At 35.8% G+C, this 19683-nt stretch carries 9 protein-coding genes; all 9 read right to left on the reverse strand.

Features of this window, described 5'->3' with window-relative positions:
* Positions 1-18 precede the first annotated feature (18 nt).
* The 9 genes from OLM54_RS13855 to OLM54_RS13895 all read right to left on the reverse strand — a co-directional run bounded on the left by OLM54_RS13855 (position 19) and on the right by OLM54_RS13895 (position 19585).
* Positions 19-2451: a sugar-binding domain-containing protein gene (locus tag OLM54_RS13855; protein ID WP_264535179.1), complete on the reverse strand. Its 2433-nt coding sequence runs from the start codon at positions 2449-2451 to the stop codon at positions 19-21.
* Between the two features lie 252 nt (positions 2452-2703).
* On the reverse strand, positions 2704-6237 hold the full coding sequence (locus OLM54_RS13860; RefSeq protein WP_264535180.1) for a malectin domain-containing carbohydrate-binding protein: 3534 nt from the start codon (positions 6235-6237) through the stop codon (positions 2704-2706).
* A 173-nt stretch (positions 6238-6410) separates the two neighbouring features.
* Positions 6411-9143 carry a glycoside hydrolase family 20 zincin-like fold domain-containing protein gene (locus OLM54_RS13865; protein WP_264535181.1) on the reverse strand — a complete coding sequence of 911 codons (2733 nt, stop codon included), beginning with the start codon at positions 9141-9143 and terminating at the stop codon, positions 6411-6413.
* Between the two features lie 111 nt (positions 9144-9254).
* Positions 9255-10151: a sugar phosphate isomerase/epimerase family protein gene (locus tag OLM54_RS13870; protein WP_264535182.1), complete on the reverse strand. Its 897-nt coding sequence runs from the start codon at positions 10149-10151 to the stop codon at positions 9255-9257.
* Positions 10152-10328: 177 nt separating this feature from the next.
* The gene (locus OLM54_RS13875) at positions 10329-11477 is read right to left on the reverse strand and encodes a sialidase family protein (RefSeq protein ID WP_264535183.1); all 1149 of its coding nucleotides are present in this window, start codon (positions 11475-11477) and stop codon (positions 10329-10331) included.
* Between the two features lie 148 nt (positions 11478-11625).
* Positions 11626-12267, reverse strand: a complete 642-nt coding sequence (locus tag OLM54_RS13880) for a hypothetical protein (protein ID WP_264535184.1) — start codon at positions 12265-12267, stop codon at positions 11626-11628.
* Between the two features lie 52 nt (positions 12268-12319).
* Positions 12320-15073, reverse strand: a complete 2754-nt coding sequence (locus OLM54_RS13885) for a glycoside hydrolase family 78 protein (RefSeq protein ID WP_264535185.1) — start codon at positions 15071-15073, stop codon at positions 12320-12322.
* Between the two features lie 176 nt (positions 15074-15249).
* Positions 15250-16818 carry an MGH1-like glycoside hydrolase domain-containing protein gene (locus tag OLM54_RS13890; protein ID WP_264535186.1) on the reverse strand — a complete coding sequence of 523 codons (1569 nt, stop codon included), beginning with the start codon at positions 16816-16818 and terminating at the stop codon, positions 15250-15252.
* 292 nt (positions 16819-17110) lie between these two features.
* Positions 17111-19585 (reverse strand): glycoside hydrolase family 95 protein, encoded by a 2475-nt coding sequence (locus OLM54_RS13895; protein WP_264535187.1) that lies wholly within the window; start codon positions 19583-19585, stop codon positions 17111-17113.
* Positions 19586-19683 lie beyond the last annotated feature (98 nt).

Genomic DNA, 19683 nt, shown 5'->3' on the forward strand with positions numbered 1-19683 from the left:
GAGTTTTCGTTTTTTAAACTAATCCACTTTTAAATCAAGAACAGAAACCGGAATTCCATTTCCTGTTGAAGCCTTCAACTGAATCTTCTCCCTCTTTCCATTCGACTGAATAATCGCTATACATTTTCCGTTAAATAATTTACAGGAATTCGCTTTAAAAGAATCCAGATTAGCCTGATATCCGTTATCAACACCAACTAATTTTCCGCCGCCAAGAACTTCAAAATTGATTAAATCAGTTGCGTTTGGCAATAAATTTCCATCCTTATCTACGATAGAAACCGTAACGTAAACCAAATCGTAAGTATCATTTTTGATTGTCGTTTTATCAGCTTTTAAATCTATTTTATAAGCTTCTCCGGCAGTATGAATTTCTTTTTCCAAAACTACTTTTCCGTTTTTTCTCGAAATTGCTTTTAATGTTCCCGGTTCAAATTTCACGCGCCACGAAATATGCAAATCGTCATTTTGTTTCGGTTTTTTGCCTAGAGATTTTCCGTTTAAGAATAGTTCAACTTCATCAGCATTATTGTAATAAGCCCAAACATCAACTTCCTGATCTTTTTTCCAATTCCAATGCGGAAAAATATGCAGTACAGGTTTCGTCGTCCATTCGCTTTGGTACATATAATAGACATCTTTTGGGAAACCCGCTAAATCTACAATTCCGAAATAAGAACTTCTAGCCGGATACGGATACGGATCCGGTTCACCAATATAATCGAATCCTGTCCAGATAAAAGTTCCTGCCATGAAATCCTGTTTCTTGATCGTTTTCCAATTTTCTTCGTGTGTCGCGCCCCAATACGATTTTACATTATCAAAAGCCGAAACCGTCCAATCTGCATTTCCGTCAAACGGCGCATTGTGTTTTGGAGGCCAGGCTTTAATTCCATCTGAAGGAAAATCATAATGTCCACGAGTTTCAAGAGCCGAAACACTTTCAGAAGCTATTATTTTTTGCCCTTTAAAACGCGTTGGAAAATCTTTATAATCTTCATGTTTATAATTGAAACCCAAAAGATCCAAAGCGCCGGATTGATAAATGAAATTTTTCTCAATAACATTTTCGGTCAAAGCCGAAGTTACGGGACGCGTTGTATCTAACGATTTTACAATTTGAGCCAATTCTCGCGTAATCGCAATTCCTGTACTGTCAAATTGTTCGCGAATTTCGTTACCAATACTCCACATCATAACCGATGGATGATTGCGGTCTCTTTTAATAAAATCTTCTAAATCTTTTTTGTGCCACGCGTCCCAATCTTTATTGTAATCGTTGGTTACTTTTTTCTTTTTCCAAACATCAAAAGCTTCATCCTGAACAATAAAACCCATTTCGTCGCACAATTGCATCATTTCTAACGAATGCGGATTATGAGACATTCTGATCGCATTTGTTCCCATTTCTTTTAAAATTGTCAATTTTCTTTTCAACGCATGAATATTTTCAACCGCGCCCAAAGCACCGTTATCATGATGTAAACAAACACCTAAAATTTTCATTGGTTTTCCGTTTAATGAAAATCCTTTTTCGGCATCAAAATTAAAATAACGAACTCCAAGCGGCGTTTCGTAATTATCAGCCAATTCACCTTTCTCATAAATTTTAGTGATAATTTTATAGAGATATGGATTTTCCGTATCCCAAAGTTTTGGCTTTTTTAAAGTAAAATCCTGACTCTTTTTTGAAGATGAATTTGCCGCAATTTCCCCTGTTGATTGTGCTTCGGCAACTTCATCATTATTTTTATCAAAAATGGTAGAAACCAATATAAATTCCTTTTCAGTATCAAAAGCATTCTTAACCTCAACTTCTAAATGAACCGAAGCTTTTTCTTTTGAAATTTCCGGCGTCGTTACAAAAGTTCCCCATTCGCCAACATGCAGTTGTTCGGTAACAATCAAACGCACATTTCTGTAAATTCCCGATCCCGTGTACCATCTTGAATTTGGCTGAGCATCATTATCGACCTTTACAGCAATGATATTTTGTCTGCCAAAATCTAAATATTGCGATACATCATACCCAAAAGAAATATAACCGTTTGGACGAATTCCTAAAGAATGTCCGTTAATAAAGACTTCACTATTTTTAAAAACCCCATCAAACTCAACAGAAACCACTTTGCTTTTCCAACTTGCAGGAACAGTAAAAACTTTACGATACCAGCCTTTTCCAGCCGGCAAAAAACCTTGCGCCTGTTTCGTTGTATTATCTTTATTAAAGTCTCCTTCAATACTCCAATCATGAGGTAATTGAAGCGATCTCCAATCTGTAACATTAAAATCAGACTGAATTGCGTTTGGATAATCACCTAATTTAAAATTCCAGTTTTTATTGAAATCTTCAATGATTCTTGCTTTTTTTCCTTGCGGAAAACAGGCGATAGAAAGCAATAATGCTAAGGTGATTGTTGTGTTTTGTAAAATCTTTTTATGTTTAATCATAAATATGTTTTTTAATCAATCCAATTTTATGTGTATTGTTTGTTATTGCTTATTGTTTTGTCATTCTGAGGAACGAAGAATCTCAGTAAGTGACTCCGTACATAAAAGCCGCCAATCTTTGTAGAGCTTTTGGTGGAGATTCTTCGTTCCTCAGAATGACAAAAATGGTGTTAATTACAAAACCGAGAAACCTTTGCTCCTTTGCTCCTTTCAACCTTTCAACCTTTGCACCTTTGCCCTTAGAAAAAAAACCTACTGAAACTCAAACGAATCCAACATCAACCCTTTCAAATCTTCTCCTTCCAATGTAATTTTATACGTTCCGGCATTAATATATCCGCCCGAAGTCGTATTCAAAATCTTCCATTTTTCTGGTGAAGGAAAAAATTCAATTGTATCGTTTCGCATTAAAATTCCGTATGCGTCTTCCATTTTAAATTTTACTTTTAATGGTGTTTCGTTTTGGTTCATGAATTTAAAACGCATTAGATAAATTCCGGCAACTCCGGGTTTTACTTCAAACTCAATGCTGTTATTTGTCTTTTTTGTAAACTCGATATAATCGGCTTTTTTGAAATTTCCCTTTACAATATCGGTTCCGGTTGTTTTGGCTTTTTCTGCTTCAAAAATAACGATTGGACGCGAATCATCTTTTTCGCCCATATCATAATTTGGAACTACGATAAAAGTATTTAGGATTTCTGAATTATCGAAAGATATTTTCTCTCCTTTTTTTACTTTTTTAGTAAAAATAGAAAACTCGACACCATCGCTGTTTTTGGCAATTTCTTCTATTTTTTTATAATCTGAATAATCCCCAAATGTTGCTTTTGATTGACTGTCGAACATTACATAAACATCTGAATCTTCTTTAACTGTAAAAGAACCGACAGCTTTTGATTTGGAAGAAAACTGCACATAATCTGCTCCAAAAACCTCAGAAAGCAATTGCGTAAAAACAACATCAGAATCTGAATATTGTTTTGAATTTATATCCAGCCATGAAGCTATTTTGTTCGCACTTTTATCATCAGCAGCCAAAACAAGATTTTGAATATTTTTAGAAGATTCATCTGCAGGTCTGGCATGTATATCTTTTGTACCAATCGCAATCGCCGAAATAATGGCTTGTCCTGATTTTACATTTGGAAATGAAATCGTAATTTTTCCTCCTTTACTTTTTACCACAAAAGTTTTTTTCAATGCTTTATCGTGTCCGGCTTCTGACCAAATATCAAAATCTTTTAAAACAATATTGTCATTTATGGCAACATCAAACAATCGCCAGCCTTTGCAATTTAAACCGCCGCCGGTTCCGTACCATGGTTCTGTAAAATACAATTCTACAAGATATTCTCCATCGGCAGCAGGAAATTCATAACTTAATTTATCCGTTCCGTATCTTGAACTTTGAAATAAAACGGGATCTTTTGTACCAGAAATTGGGTCGGAAGTACTGCGTTGACTCGCATAAAAATCAGGAAGTTTTTCGAATTTATCTGTCCAAGATAATGAGCCCCACGTATTTTGTCTGCTTTTATGTGTATCAGTAAGCCAGGAATTTCCATTAGAATCTGTTAGTTCTGAACCTCCGCAATTAACTCTGTAAATATAATTGTATCCTTTTTTTGCTTTTGTAATATCGGCCTGATCTGTATATAATGCGTTTAAATTTGGCGCTTTCGGAAGTGTGTTCAAAACAACATAATCTTTGGCAACAGCTTTTCCGTTTACATAACCAACCGCATATAAAACATTATACTGAATATTGACATTATTAAACTGAAAATGCTGACCCAATCCCGGATTTTTCAGTTTCCCTAATGATGATTTATTGACATCATTAAACAATTCTACTTCATCACAATTGGAATAAATATCGATTCCGTTTTTAATTCCTGCCGAATCCCAACGACTTGGCCATGAATGCGAAACAATATAAACCATCGGGTTTGTTTTGTTCGAAACATAATTGGCGCGATACATATAATACGCATCCAGAGGTTCGCCCCAAACGGTAAAAAGTCCTTTGTAATTTATGGGACCAACTTTATCAATATCTCTAAATCCTTCGCCGTTTTGAGAACGCCCCGGATTTTCGTGCGAAGCAAAAAGCCAGTTAAATTGTCCCGCTATTTTATCTTTTACCGATTCGGCTTCGCGGACTTTAATTTCCATTAATTGCGAAAATCGGTTTTCGCTCAAAATTCCTTTTTGGTCAAATTCGCCTTCGGTATGTAAATCTGCAGTTCGCCACGCGCCATATTCTCCGTTTAAGAGCTGCGTGCTCATTTCAAGATGATATTTTGAAGGATCACCGCCATAAGTTCCCGACCAGTTTTGTACTACATTCCAGTCAGTTCCTTCGCCGCCATTGCAAGTGGTTACAATTCTTTGAGAAGCGGATAACGGATCCATTTCGCGAATGATTTTGGTGCATTCTTCTGCAAATTCTTTCGGAATCGTACTTTCATTCTGCAATCCCCACATTACAACCGACGGACTGTTTCTGCGTTCCTTAATCCATTCTCGTAATAAGGTTTTAAAATTCTCCTTAAATTCCGGCGTATCGTACCAAATATGTGCCGAAAACTGACTCCAAAATAAGATTCCGTTTTGGTCTAATTCTTTTTGATATAATAAGTTATGAGGTTGATGCGCTTCTCGAAAAGCATTAAATCCAGCCGCTTTTATTTGCTCAATTCTGGCATGAATTTGTTCGTCTGAAAACGAATGACTGTTTCCAATCATATGTTCATATTCGCAAATTCCGTTTACAAATAGTGGTTCGTCATTAATATAAAAACGATTGTCTTTTCCGTCCCTGCTTATTGGCCAGCTTACCCAGCGAATTCCGTAAGGTGTTTTTAATTCGTCAATTTTTTTTCCGTTTTCATAAACCGAAGTTACCAATTGATACAAATACGGATTTGACGGCGACCATAATTTCGGATTTAAAATTTCAGGAAGTGTTAGAGCCACTTCTTTGCTTTCGCCAGAAATAGTTTTTAGTTCACTTTTTGCCGAAACAACTTCTTTTTTATCGGCATCAAAAAGTGTATTTATAATCGTTACATCACGATTTGATTTTCCGTAATTTTTAATTTCTGTTGTAGTATGAAGAATCGCTTTTTCTTTAGAAATAGATTTATCATTCCAGATATGAACGCCAAAAGGCTCAATGCGAACCTCATTTGTAACGATTAAAGAAACGGGTCTAAAAATACCAAGTGGCTGAGAACCTTCAGAAAATCCCCATTCGCCGGAACATCCGCCGCAAACCCACGGAAGATCTGCAATAAAAGAAGGATGATCGGCTTTGACCATTATCTTATTTTCGGTATCAAAAGAAACTGCGTTTGTAATATCGATTGTAAAAGTGGTTCTTCCGCCTTTATGCGCGCCAACTTTTTTTCCGTTAACCCAAACCTTCGCGTAAGAACCTACCCCTTCAAAATACAAAAAAAGGCGTTTGCCTTTGTCTTTTTTATCAACTTTAAATGTTTTATGATACCAGGCTGTTCCATGCAAATTGCCATGTTTCATTCTGCGGTAACCATAATATTGATCCCAGTTATGAGGCACATTTGTTTTTTGCCATTGCGAATCAATTTTAGGATTATTCACAAAGTTTTCATCCTGCTGCATGGGATTATTTAAGATAATAGTTTCCCAAGATGAATTCAGCGAAATTTCTTTACGTAATTTCGCTGATTCCTGTTTTATCTGGCTCTGAACAGAGCAAAAAACTAAAAAAAAATAAATAAAAAAAACTTTTTTCTTCATGCTTTCTACAGTCCTGCAAGGTTTTCAAAACCTTGTAGGTTTAATTTTTACGCCTTCTTATCTTACTTGAATACCTACAAGGTTTTGAAAACCTTGCAGGAAATCTTAAATAGACCTGACAGGTTAGGTCTTTCGTACAGCCCGATTCGCCGCGGCGAAACACGCCCAAATTATTAATAAAACAACCAGTCAATCGCGCCTTTTTCTCCGGCATCGATATAACCAACATCGCGTGGCGTTATGGTTTGGTTGGCGTCTATAAATCCTAAAATTAGCACTCTGCCTTTGCCTAAATCTAATTTATTGTCTCCCGGCTGAAACGTATACGTGTGAATATTTACACGCGGTAATTCTTTTAAATTCATGGCACTTGCCAAAATCACTTCGGCCTGACCGTAAGCATTTCCGGCAGCATCCGTTTCTAAACTTGGCGGAAATAAAAATCGCTTTTGGTCTGAATTAAAATAACCGACAACCAGTTTCACCGCTTTTGTATTTTTAAATTTCAAATGCGTTCCGTTCTCATTTTGCGACGTTTCATCGAATGCAATTCCTTTAAGGTTTTGCAATTCGGGAGCAATTTTTGTGAATTCAGAAATTGGCGTTCCGTATACTTTTGTTCCGTTTTTAACTTCATAAGTTCCTTTGCTTTCACTTAGCAAAGTTACCTCTGCAGGTTGCCATGGTTTTCCTTCTTTGATTACAATTTTACCGTCTTTTGATGCTTTTAATAATTCTAAATTTCTTTTAAAATTAACCAATTCGCGTTCGTAATGTGGCAATAATTCGATCCAGGTTTTATTGTTTCCGTCGTCACCGCCAATCGGAATTCGGCGTTGAGCGGTTTGCATACTATTGGCATACAAATAATTATCTTTTGTTAAATTTACTAATAACTGATAATATTCGATGCTTTTCTCTAAATGCGGAAGCGCTTTATCCAGATCTGAAATATCATTTGAATAACTGTATCTTAAAACTAATAATGCAGCTTCGACTTTTTCTGAAAAGAAATCGGCAAATGCTTTATAACAATGAACATCGTTTTTAAGGCGTAAAAATTCGTCTTTATTTTGTGTCACTTTAGGTTCTGCTTTATCAATCGCTTCAACGGCTAATTTACCGTGTTTTGTGATTTCGGCAATAATTTGAGTTGGAAGTTCGCCCGAATGCGGTTCGTGATTCCACTCTTTTTTTGCATATTCCAGAAGCAATTCTCCCGCTGGTCCGCACGATTCATGAAACCCCGGATAAACGCGCCATTTTGCGGGATTTACCAATTGGCTTTCGAACATTCCTAATAATAAAGTCTGACGATTTCCTTCGGTAATTCCGAAACGTCTTAATGTTTTTGGAGCGATTTCTCCTGTTTCTTCGTAAGCTTTTAGAATGTCATTTGCAGCTTCCTGATCAGTTCCGTATTTCGCAGCCAAATCTTTATCCCAAAATTTAACTTCTTCGTTTCTGTCTCTTTTACTGTCCCAGGCATATCTTGCCCAGGCTTTATACCAAATCCAGTCGCGATCCATTTCAAGAATTCGTTCGCCGGTTTTTGTTTTATCTGCCGAATATGGCCAGTCCCAATAGGATGCCTGCGGATATAAATGCAGTGCATTTGCACCGTGCGCGCTGTGCATTGCTTTAACGGTTTTCTGTATAAAATCTGGTGAACCGTATCTAAAAGGCTCTAAGTTTGCCAAAATATGGACATTTTCAATATGAATCGATTTTAAGGCACTAAGCTGTCTGTGGGTTTCTCCCCAAGGTCCGCCCGGCGTATAAGTCGTCAACGATTCTCCGGTATATTTGCTTTCTGTGTATAGATTTTTATACAACGGAAGCGATTTTTCCATTACCAAAGGTCCATCGGTATCATGCGAACGCAAAATAATTGGCGGTTCATCTGTTCTTCCCAACGCTTTTAAACCATCCTGAACTCCGGGAATAATCGTTTTGGTAAACCATTCTACGTCGTCGTCGATCGTATTTATGGCTTCTCCCAAACAAACTAACAAACCAACATTTGGATATTTTTCGATAAAAGCAGCGATAGATTTTCTCGTATAATCTGAAAGTAAAGGCGTAATTGGTCTTGAACGATCCTGCGTTTTTATGTTGTAATGTTCTGCAAAAGGTTTAGAAACTATAATATTATAAAACATCTGAATGACCCAAATTCCTCTTTTATTGGCTTCTTCGGTTAAGAATTTATAGATTTCTTCGTTCTTTTTAAAATCTTCATCGCTTACTTCTACAGCAAACGGATAATCTTTCAATTTTACCAAAGAGGCAAACGGATGTCCGTTCCATAAATACAACGAGTTCATTCTGTTATCGACCATCATATCGAGATACTTTATCCATAGTTTTTTATCGTAAAACCACGGAAAAGTTTCGGGCGTGTATGGATATTCATAAACATCTCTTCCGGGAAGATAAGTCGTTTTTTGCATTCCGATGCAAGCGCCTCTCAAAACCATTTCGGGACTGTCGTCGATATTAATTTCTAACGGAATTTCGCCTGAATTTTTAATACGATCTGTTAATTCCATTGCGCCGTATAAAGCGCCGGAAGCATCGGTTCCTTCAATATAAATAATATTTTTTTGAGTGCGAATTTGAAAGCCTTCTTTCTTGCTTAACTGACTATCGTCGATTTTAGCCGATTTCGAATTCTGTTTCCAGAAATCACTTCCTTTTTCGCCAATAACAATTACTTTATCTTTTGCGTTTTTAGCTATTTTATCCGAAGAAATTATTTTGAAACCTTTTCCTGATAAAGTTTTAGTTAATTTTTCGGCTCCAAACTGAACTCTCGGCGATTTTGAATCACTAACAATTGTGACGTTTTGCGCTGCCGCGAAAGTGGTATAAAAACCTAAAAAAAGTAAAGTAAAATATTTCATTGTATTGTAATTTTTTATTCTTTTTTGCCACAGATTAAAAGGATTAAAATGATTTTTTAAAAAATTTAATTAATAATCTGTGAAAATCTTTTTAATCTGTGGCAAAAAAATTTAATCCTGAAAAATCTTTTTCAAATAAGCGACATTTGCGCCGTAATTGACTTTTACATTATGAACCTGAGTTACATCTCTCGAACGTTCTACAATAAGCCAACCACTCCATTTCATTTCGTCGAGTGTTTTTTTGATTTCAGGCATATTGATCATCATGTCATTTTCAAGCCAGACTTTATCTGTGTTTGAAGCATGAATTTGTGCTAAATGTTTTTTGCCTAATATTTTTAATTCTGATGGAATATCTCTTCCGTTATCTGCGGCATTTGCAAAATTGAACGAACTTTTAATGTATTTAGAATCTATTTCTTCCAATAATTTTTTCTCTTCTGTTGCATTCAACGAAGTTTCGATTGCAATTACACCGCCTATTTTACCCACTTGTTTTCCCGCCCATTTTAATCTTTCGACAATTACAGGGCGTAATTCCGGATTTTTCACCAAATCGCTTTCAGTTCCTAACGGAAGATATGCCACTTTAACTTTCATGTCTTTCATTGTTTTTATACAATCTTCGATCATTGGTGCGATGTTTTCTCTTTTTGCAAAAGACTGCGCATAGAATCCGGACATGGCAATAGAACTGATTCCCACATGCAATTCTTTAGACTTATCAAGAAATTTTTGCCTTTCAACAGGATCACCTAATTTGCTATCAAAAGTTGGTCTATTTCCTAAACCACCCATGTCCAGTTCTATTCCGTCGGCTTTGATTTCGCTTGCCAAACCAAAAGCGCCTAATTTTTGTCTTTTTAAAATCATCCAGTCGCAAACTGCAACTTTATAACGCTCTTTATTTTTTGATGACTGAGCTGTTGCACAACTATTGAAAGTAGTCGCTAAAACAACAAGCATTGCAATAATTAAATTTTTCTGAATATAAGTTGACTTCATAATTATTTATTTTTTTGCCACAGATTAAAAAGATTTAATTGATTAAAAAAAAATCTGCTAAATCTGCTAAATCTGCGTGAAAAAATTTACTCTCGCAGATTTAGCAGATCTTGGAGATTAAATAAAATTAAAAATCATTCTAATCCTTTTAATCTGTGGCAAACTTTCTTTTTAAAATTACTCTTCTTCTGCCTTTACAGCAGTTACAGTTTTGTTTTCATCGCCAGGCCAGATTCCGTTTTTGATAGGAATTGCTTTTAGTTTACTTGGATCGATTTTTACGTATTTGATTTTTTCTCTTCTCCACGTATAAACAATATGCACCATTCCGTCAGAACTCTGAATCATTGATGGATATGAATATTGACTCACTTTAGAATCTTCTAAAACCAACGCCGCTTTCCAGTTAATTCCATCATCAGAAATAGAAACATTCAAAGGCGTTCTTGGTCCTTTTGCTTCTGTTCCCGGAGGTAAAACGTGATTGTAAACCAACAAATGTTTTCCGTTTTTAAGCGTTACGGCGTCCGTTCCTGAGTTGTTATTTGGCAAACCAATTAACTCAATATCCGACCATGTTTTTCCGTTATCTTTTGAGAAAGTGCTGAAAATTGCTCTGTTTCTGGTTCTTCCAATCGCCTGAATACTTCCATCTTTATGAAAAAGAATACTGGGCTGAATGGCGTTTATTTTATTTTTTCCTCTTGAAAGTGTATCGCCTAAAACCCATGTTTTGCCGAAATCAGGAGAAGTTTCCATACGAAGTCTCCAACCGTCGCCTTCAATACTTGACGGACATAATAAAGTGCCGTTGCTTAATAAAACAGGTTTGTTTTTGATTGGTCCAAGAAAATCTTTACTTGGCATATTTTTAGCCTCAGACCATGTTTTTCCGTTATCAGATGAAGTTCTGATTACGCCCCACCATTCAGATGGTTTTGGTCCTATTTTGTAAAAAAGCATCAAATCGCCACCCGGAATTTGATATAAAACCGGATTCCATGTTGGCAATCTGGGTCCTTCTTTCATCACGCCATCAGCAACCTGAACGCCTTGTGTCCATTTATCGCTGCCTTTTGGTTTAATACTTACATAAATACAAACGTCAGGATGTCTTTCGTGCGTTCCTCCAAACCATGAAGCGACCAAATCGCCGTTTGTAGCCTCGACAATTGTAGCGGCGTGACAAGACGGATAAGGTGCTTTATCGTATATAAATTCGTCGACTAAAATTCCTTCTTTCCACGTTTTTTTCTCTAATGCAGATTTACAGCTTCCTAAAAGGAAAAGTCCAAACAAGACAATTGCCAATTTTATGATCTTCATTCTTAATTTTATTTGAATTAAAATTTTGGATAATAAATACATTCCTAATATTTTTTTAGGCAAAAATATTTATTAAGTGTAAAAATAACACTAAAAATTTAACAATGTATCCTGTACTGTCCCGAATTGTCTAAAAAGTGTATTTACGTTAGAATAGTTGATTAAATAAAAACATTTCCAATGATTCAGCATCAGAATTTATTTCTTTAGAATATCTATGCATCAAAGAATTGTACATTTTGTAATGAGAAAATTTTGATGAAGGAGTAATTTCTACAATTTCAAAAATCTCTGGTAATGTTGTCAATTTTATTAATGATTTTGCTACGCGTATATCATAAATTAGGGCATATTCTTTATAGTCACAAGCCTTTGTAGCAAAGTATAAAACTTTGGAAATATAACTTATGTTGAGTCCTTTAATTAATTTTAAACTTTTATATGCTAATTCTAAATCATTGTTGTAAACTGCATCAAAAGATTTTTTAATATGCATTTGATTTATTTCTTCTGAAATGTAGTTATTAGTTCTAAAAGTTCCATATCCTGTATCAGCAAATCCCCAAATCATAGTTAATAAGAATGGTGTTTCCCAATTTAATTTTCCAGAATAAAAAAGCCGAAAGGAATCAATTATATCTTGTCTTGATATTTCTAAATTTTCATAATTAACAATAAAACTAGTGAATTGTGGATTTAATTTTCCCCATTTGGATGTGTTATATTTAAATTTAGAATTTACTAAAGGCTGTAAATTTTGTATTATTTCTTGGTATTTTGAAATGTCCATTTTTTTATAAATATAATTTTTATATTAGTCGAAATTACAAATATTCAAATAACTATTTCACACTCAAAAGATACGAACCCGATTTCAAAGTCAGGACAATATTTTTATTTTCAATTTTATACAAATCTGAAATTTTATCTAATTTATGTTTGTTGATTGAAACAGCCAAAACATTATTTGTTGGAAGATATACGATAGCAGACGTATTAGCTGGAATGGTAATATTCCAAACCAAAGCTTTTTTACTTTTTTTCCAATTACTTTTTATCAATCCATAAATAGATTCGTAAGATGCATTTACATAGGTTAATCCTACTTCAAAATCGGGTTTCATGATAATTTGTTTGAAACCAGGAGTTTCAGGATTACTCTTAATTCCGGCAATATTTTCGTAATACCAAATCAATAAATCACCCAAAAGCATGACATGATTTTGCGAATTCATTTTAGGATCGGCGGTATTTCCGTTCCATAATTCCCAAATAGTTGTGGCGCCATTTTTAGCCATATATCCCCAACTTGGGTAGGTATCGTTTGAGGCGAGTTTATAACTCAAATCCGGTCTTCCAAATTTAGATAAGGTTCGCATTAAAAACTGAGTTCCAATAACTCCCGTACTAATATGACCTTTGTACGTGACTTCGACTTCGTGAACAATGTTTTCAAATACCTTCTTTTCTAAGTTTTCAGGAACCATCCCAAATGTCAGCGGAAGCAAGTTTGCTGTTACAGTATTATTCGCGTAATTATTTTTTTCGGGATTAAAAAACTTGGCATTAAAGGCTGTTTTTACTCTTTCAGAAAGGGAATCGTAATATTTAATATCGTCTTGATTCGTTCCGTTAATTGTCGCAAACTTTTTCATTTTTTGTAATAAATGATAGTAAAAAGCGCTGGCAATTAATTCGCCATTTGTGGTTCGTGCTGAATCTTTCGAATGAATTAATTCTAAAGATTCCGGAGGAACGCACCAGTCTCCGTATTTGTCTTTGGTCATTAAATCCTTAACCAAATAATTCTGTTCCATATAAACCACCCATTTTTTCATGGACGGATAATGTTTTTCGATTACTTTTTTATCTCCAAATTGCTGGTATAACATATCGGCAACCGTAATATAAGTTCCCGGCCAGGTTACATTATCGCCGTAATAACGCCAAAATGCCGGCGCAACATCCGGAATTCCACCATCTGCCGTTTGTGCATTTTTAATATCGTCGAGCCATTTTGCATACAAAGTCTGATTATCGAATATAAAACTTTCGCCATACGCTCCGGTCGTTCTGTCGCCTAACCAAGGCTGGCGCTCATTTCGTTGCGGACAATCGATTGGCATTCCTTTATAATTTCCGCGAATTCCCCAATATGCATTTTTAAAAATTTGGTTCATTGTCGCGTCCGAAGATTCAAAAGTTCCCGTAGTTTTAATATTGTCGTAAACTACTTTTCCAACAAAATTATCTACAGTTGGTTTTGTTGGAAATCCTGAAACTTCTACAAAACGAAATCCGTGAAATATAAAACGTGGTTCCCAAATTTCTTCGCCTTCGCCTTTTAAAGTATAAACATCTGTTGTTCTCGCATCGCGCAAATTGTCAATATATAAAGATCCGTTTGCTTGCAAAGATTCGGCAAATTTCAAAGTGATTTTATCACCGCTTTTTCCTTTTACTTTCAATTGAAGCCAACCTACCATGTTTTGCCCCATATCGAGAATATAAGTTCCTTTTGGTGTTTGTTTAATGGAAACAGGTTTTACCTCGTCCATTATTTTCATGTTTGCCGACATTTGCGCTTCATAAAAACCGCCCGGTTCCTGAACATATTCTGCTGTAAACCACTTTTTATCATCAAAATTGGTCGTGTTCCAACTTTTCATTTCTTTACGTGCGTCGTATTCTTCGCCGTCATATTCATTGTTCGATAAAATGGGTCCGTTTGTGGTTACTTTCCAGGTATCATCGGTTCTGATAACTTCCTTAGTTCCATCGGTATATTCTACAAACAACTGCAAAGCCATTTTCGGGTAACCAAAAGTTTTAATTTTGTATGGTTTATAATCCTGACGCATCGTAAAAAAACGTCCGTTTCCTAAAATCGTTCCCAACATATTTTTGCCTTCTTTTAATTGAGAAGTCACATCAAAAACATTGTATTTTACATTCTTGGTATAATCCGTAGGAACGGGCGCCAAAACCTGATCGCCAATTTTATTTCCGTTAATATACAATTCATAAAGTCCCAAGCCCATAATGTAGACTTTGGCGCTTTTGACCTGCTTTTTTAAGTTGATTTCTTTTCGAAGATATCTCGCCGATAATTTCGAATATTGCGAAATACTATCACCCGGAGAAGCTTTTTCATAACCAATCCAGCGCGTTGATTTCCAGTCGGCATAATTTAAAATTCCCATGCTAAAATGGGCCGTTTCTTTCGACTGAATTTCTCCTTTATTTGTCCAGCTAATTACCTTCCAAAAAGCATTTTGTCTGTCGCCCAGTTTTTTACCGTTATAAATAATGTTGACAGAATCATCACTTTCAATTTTCCCGCTATCCCATAAATCAGCATTATTCACGTTTAGATTTTCTAAAGTCGAAGCCACAATAATTTGATAAGCCGTTTGTTTTACATCATTTATTTCTGCATTTATCTGCCAGCTCAATCTTGGCTGCACAACATCAATTCCTTCCGGATTGGTCAGCATTTCGCATTGCAAATTAGTAACACTGATTTTATTTTGGGCTTTCGCCGAAAGTGTAAAAAGTGAGATGATTATTATTAGATGTAAAAAAAACTTTTTCATGAGTTGTGTTTTTTAAGATGCTTTGCGGTGATTTTTGTTTCATGCAGATTTAAAAAGATTTGAGCAGATAAACGCAGATTTATTTTTTCTTTTGTGATTTCGATAGAATTCAAAGATTAAAAAAATCAAATTAAATCTGCCGAAATCTGTAAAATCTGCGTGAAATAATTTAAGCTTTATTCCGAAACCAATTTCTCCAATCTCTCAGAAACCGCAATTTCCTTACCGTTTTTAAAGATCCTGAAACCTTTTCCTTTATGATATTTCTCTCCGGTTTTATCCCAAAGAATCGTAATGATATTGCCGTGATACAAAACATTATCCAAACAAAACCAATCCCACTTTTCTTGCGGAATCAAGGGATTCACTTCTATTTTTTCATCAGCTCTTGGACGTAAACCAACCAAACCTGTAATCACCAAATCATTAAAAGTCGAATGATTGTAATAACGGCTGCGCTCTCTTTCGCCCATCAACCAATATCCTGTAGTTTCATCCAGATATTCTCCCAAATATGGTCTTCCGTGAAAATATTGCGATTCTACATACAAACTCATTTGTTTGAAATAATCCGTTTTAGCAACAAAATTCTGATTGTAATTATTCAAAACATTTGCCAAAGCGGTTAAGGTTTGCGAACTCGCAAATGGCCAAATCGCTCCGTCCCATTCACAAGTTCCCGTTCCGTGAGTTCTAAAACGCGGACTTCTTCGTTCTGCGGTTGTTAACCCAAACGGAGCCGAAAATCCTTTTTCATCCTTAATTTGTTCCCAGGCTTTTTCGAAACCTTTGTCTTTTTGCGGCAAATTAAAATACCATGGAATAAAACCAATCGCTTCTCTAACCTGCGCTAAAGTATCTTTTTCTGTAAACGTTTCAAAGAATTCACTTTTCGGATTCCACAGTTTTGTTTCTACCAATTTTTGAAGTGTATCAGCTTTAGCTTCAAAATAACTTTCCTGTTTTGCATCGCCTTTTAGCTTCGAAATTTTCGCCAAAGCTGTTGCGTTTCCAAACATATAACTATTAATGGTTGGGCGTGCATTTCTAAATTTTCTCGCACCGCTTAACGATTCTTCCATTCCGTCTTTCACGTCAAACTGCCAAAACAATCCGTCTTTGCGTTTTCTGTCGCCTTCCCAAGCCGAATATTCTGCAACCAAATCCGAATATATATCCAGTAAAAACTTATCATCTTTATTGACCAAATAACGATTGTACAAAGCATCTGCCGTCCAACTGCTAAACGTTCTGAGCTTTTTCATGGGCTTGCCGTCATTTCCTCTAAACCATAAATGCACATCCTGCTCCAAATATTCCGGATTATGAATCCATCTAAATTCATTAATATGATGTCCCAAAGCGCAACTAATCATATTGTATTTATCGGCATAAGAACGATCAACTAAAAATTCTGTAATGGCATAACCCTGAGGTGTTTTTTTGATATGTTTTCGCGCGCTCCACCATCTAAAATAATAAATCTCTTCAAAATTTTGCTGCGGACATTCAAATAACGGAATATTTTTTTCCATCCAGGTCCACGCAGAATCATTCGGAATCGCAAATTTTAAATTCTCGTCTTCCATCGTATTGAAATAATCAACATAATGTTTGAAGTTTTTTTCTTTTAAAACAGCCGCTTTTCCCTGATTTGATTGTCCTGCTCCGGATTTACAACTTGTATTTAAAGCCGAAATCAAGATTATGAATGCGATTATTTTGTATTTAAAATGATGTAACATATTCAAATTTATTATTTTAATTCTTATTATTTGGGCGTGTCCCTCCGGGTCGGGCTGTACGTTCCCGCTTTTTTTTGTTCGGCAGAAAAAGCCTCTCAAAAAAAGAGCTCCACTTCCATCCCTCACGCAAACACCAATTCGTGTTTTCATCTCCTAACAGGTTTTTAAAACCTGTTAGGTATTTTTACGGTCCATTTTATTCAACGTTTCATTTGTCAGAAATAACAAACTGGACTTAAAAACAATACCTAACAGTCCCGAAGCCTCGGGATTAAAAACCTGTTAGGAAATCCTAATTCCCATAAAAAGTATAAGTCTGCCCTGCTTTCATTGCAACATCATATTCATTATACTTTGGTAATACGACTTTCTTCAAATTCGCTTTTTCTGATATAATCGGTTTTTTAACTTCAACATCGTAAAATAACGGATTTGTATTTTTTCCTTTTACTTTTTTAATTGATGTTCCTTTGCCTGCGCTTAAACTATTTTCTAATTTCAATCGGCAGTTTCCTCCTAGTTTTGAATAAATTTTTAGTTCAGAAATTTTATTGTTTTTCCAGGTCATATCAATTACAAAACCGCCTCTGGCAACTAAACCTTTTATGCTTCCGTCTTTCCAAACCGTTGGCAAAGCCGGCAATAAATGAATCGCATCTTCCTGACTTTGCATCAGCATTTCGGCGATTCCGGCCGTGCATCCAAAGTTACCATCAATTTGAAATGGCTGATGCGCATCTAACATATTCGGATATGTTCCGCCGCCTTTTCTTTGTTCTGCCGTAACCAAATGCAATTGATCCTGTAATAATTTATAAGCGTGATTTCCGTCTAATAATCTTGCCCATAAATTTACTTTCCAACCCATTGACCAGCCTGTAGATTCGTCGCCTCTGTAATTTAAGGAGTTTTTAGCCGCTTCAAATAATTCAGGCGTTTTTATTGGCGAAATCTGATTACTCGGAAACAAGCCATACAAATGCGAAACGTGTCTGTGTTTATCTTCCGGATTATCCCAATCGGTTTGCCATTCCTGCAACTGACTGTATTTACCCACTTTCATTGGAGGCATTTTTGCCAAAGCTTCGCTTATTCTTTTAGTATAAACTTCATCTGGCGAAACAATTTTTGACGCTTTAATTACATTCGTAAAAAGATCAAAAACCAATTGATTATCCATCGTAGTTCCCGATGCAATTGTTGCTTTTCCGGTTCCGCCTGCGTGTGTATTTTCTGGAGAACTTGACGGTACAACAACCAAATAACCTGTATTTGGGTCGATAACCATAAAATCCAAAAAGAAATCGGCAGCGCCTTTTATCACCGGATAAATTTCTTTTAGGTAATTTTTATCGCCTGTATATAAATATCTTTCCCATAAATCCTGACTTACCCACGCGCCGCCTGTTGGCCACATTCCCGATGCTGCATAATCAACCGGAGCCGTTACGCGCCAAATATCGGTGTTGTGATGCAAAACCCAGCCATTTGCATTGTACATCATTTTTGCAGTTTCTGCACCCGTAACACTTAACTCTTTCGTCATTTGAATAAACGGCTCGTGCATTTCTGAAAGATTGGTTACTTCTGCCGGCCAGTAATTCATTTCGGCATTTATGTTTGTTGTGTATTTACTGTCCCAGGGCGGCGTTACCATATCGTTCCAAATTCCTTGTAAATTGGCAGGTTGTCCGCCCGGCTGAGAACTCGAAATTAAAAGATAACGTCCAAACTGAAAATATAAACTCGCCAATTGCGGATCAAATTGCTTCGAGAAATCCCTGATTCTTTCATTTGTTGGTTTCTTTCCAGCTTCGTTTGTTCCTAAATCAAAAGAAACTCTGTTGAAGAATTTTTGATAATAGGCAACATGATCTTTTTTGATGGTGGCGAAATCTTTTGTTTCGGCGTTAGCCAAATATCCTTTGCTTTTTGCTACTTCGTCTTCTGAAATATCCTGATAATTTTTAAAATTCGTTGCGATCGAAATATAAAGCGTTACTTCATCGGCCTTATTAATGCTGATAATTCCGTTGCTGGAAGAAACTTCACCACCTTTATTTTTAGCCGTTAATCTTCCCTGAAATTTGACTTTTCCTTTTACGCCTTCAAAATTACTTCCAATACCCGAAAGCAAAATTTGATCTCCATCTGAAGCTGAAACCGTTTTATCAATTGGGCTATTCATGAAAACATTGCACGTAATTTGTCCGGGCTGACTTGCCGAAAGCTTCACCACAATTACCTGATCTGAAAACGATGTCAATATTTCTCTGGTAAATTCTACACCGTTCACCGTGTATTTTACTTTTGCCGTAGCATTTTCAATATCTAAATCTCTGTAATAATTGATATATTTTTGATGTCCCGGAAACGAAATATACACGCTTCCAAAAGTTTGATACGGCATTCCGTCATTGGTTTGCGACATGATATCCTGCGTCGCTAATTCCTGGGCTTCATCAAATTTTCCATCAAAAATTAACTGACGTACAATTGGCAGAGCTTTTATCGATTTATTATGTGCATTGCTGTTTGGAGAACCTGCCCAAATGGTTTCTTCGTTCAATTGTAAACGCTCAACAGCCGGATCGCCAAAAACCATCGCACCCAAACGTCCGTTACCCAAAGGCAAAGCCTCGTTCCAGATTGCTGCTGGTTTATCGTACCAAAGTTTTAATTCAGCATTCTTTTGAGCGATTATATTTTGGGTTCCAAATAATATTAAACCAAAACAAATAAGTGATATTTTATTTCTTAACTTCATATACTTTGTCATTTTTAACACGAATTGCACGGATTAACACGAAATTAGAATGCTCTAATAATTTCACTGACATACTATACGTGCAGAATTTGTGTTAA

It is taken from the genome of Flavobacterium sp. N1736, assembly GCF_025947065.1.
Lineage (GTDB): Bacteria > Bacteroidota > Bacteroidia > Flavobacteriales > Flavobacteriaceae > Flavobacterium.

Bases quoted from the DNA above. Each gene is read 5' to 3' on its own strand.
- OLM54_RS13855 (WP_264535179.1), bottom strand. From the start codon at position 2,451: ATGATTAAACATAAAAAGATTTTACAAAACACAACAATCACCTTAGCA.
- OLM54_RS13860 (WP_264535180.1), bottom strand. From the start codon at position 6,237: ATGAAGAAAAAAGTTTTTTTTATTTATTTTTTTTTAGTTTTTTGCTCT.
- OLM54_RS13865 (WP_264535181.1), bottom strand. From the start codon at position 9,143: ATGAAATATTTTACTTTACTTTTTTTAGGTTTTTATACCACTTTCGCG.
- OLM54_RS13870 (WP_264535182.1), bottom strand. From the start codon at position 10,151: ATGAAGTCAACTTATATTCAGAAAAATTTAATTATTGCAATGCTTGTT.
- OLM54_RS13875 (WP_264535183.1), bottom strand. From the start codon at position 11,477: ATGAAGATCATAAAATTGGCAATTGTCTTGTTTGGACTTTTCCTTTTA.
- OLM54_RS13880 (WP_264535184.1), bottom strand. From the start codon at position 12,267: ATGGACATTTCAAAATACCAAGAAATAATACAAAATTTACAGCCTTTA.
- OLM54_RS13885 (WP_264535185.1), bottom strand. From the start codon at position 15,073: ATGAAAAAGTTTTTTTTACATCTAATAATAATCATCTCACTTTTTACA.
- OLM54_RS13890 (WP_264535186.1), bottom strand. From the start codon at position 16,818: ATGTTACATCATTTTAAATACAAAATAATCGCATTCATAATCTTGATT.
- OLM54_RS13895 (WP_264535187.1), bottom strand. From the start codon at position 19,585: ATGAAGTTAAGAAATAAAATATCACTTATTTGTTTTGGTTTAATATTA.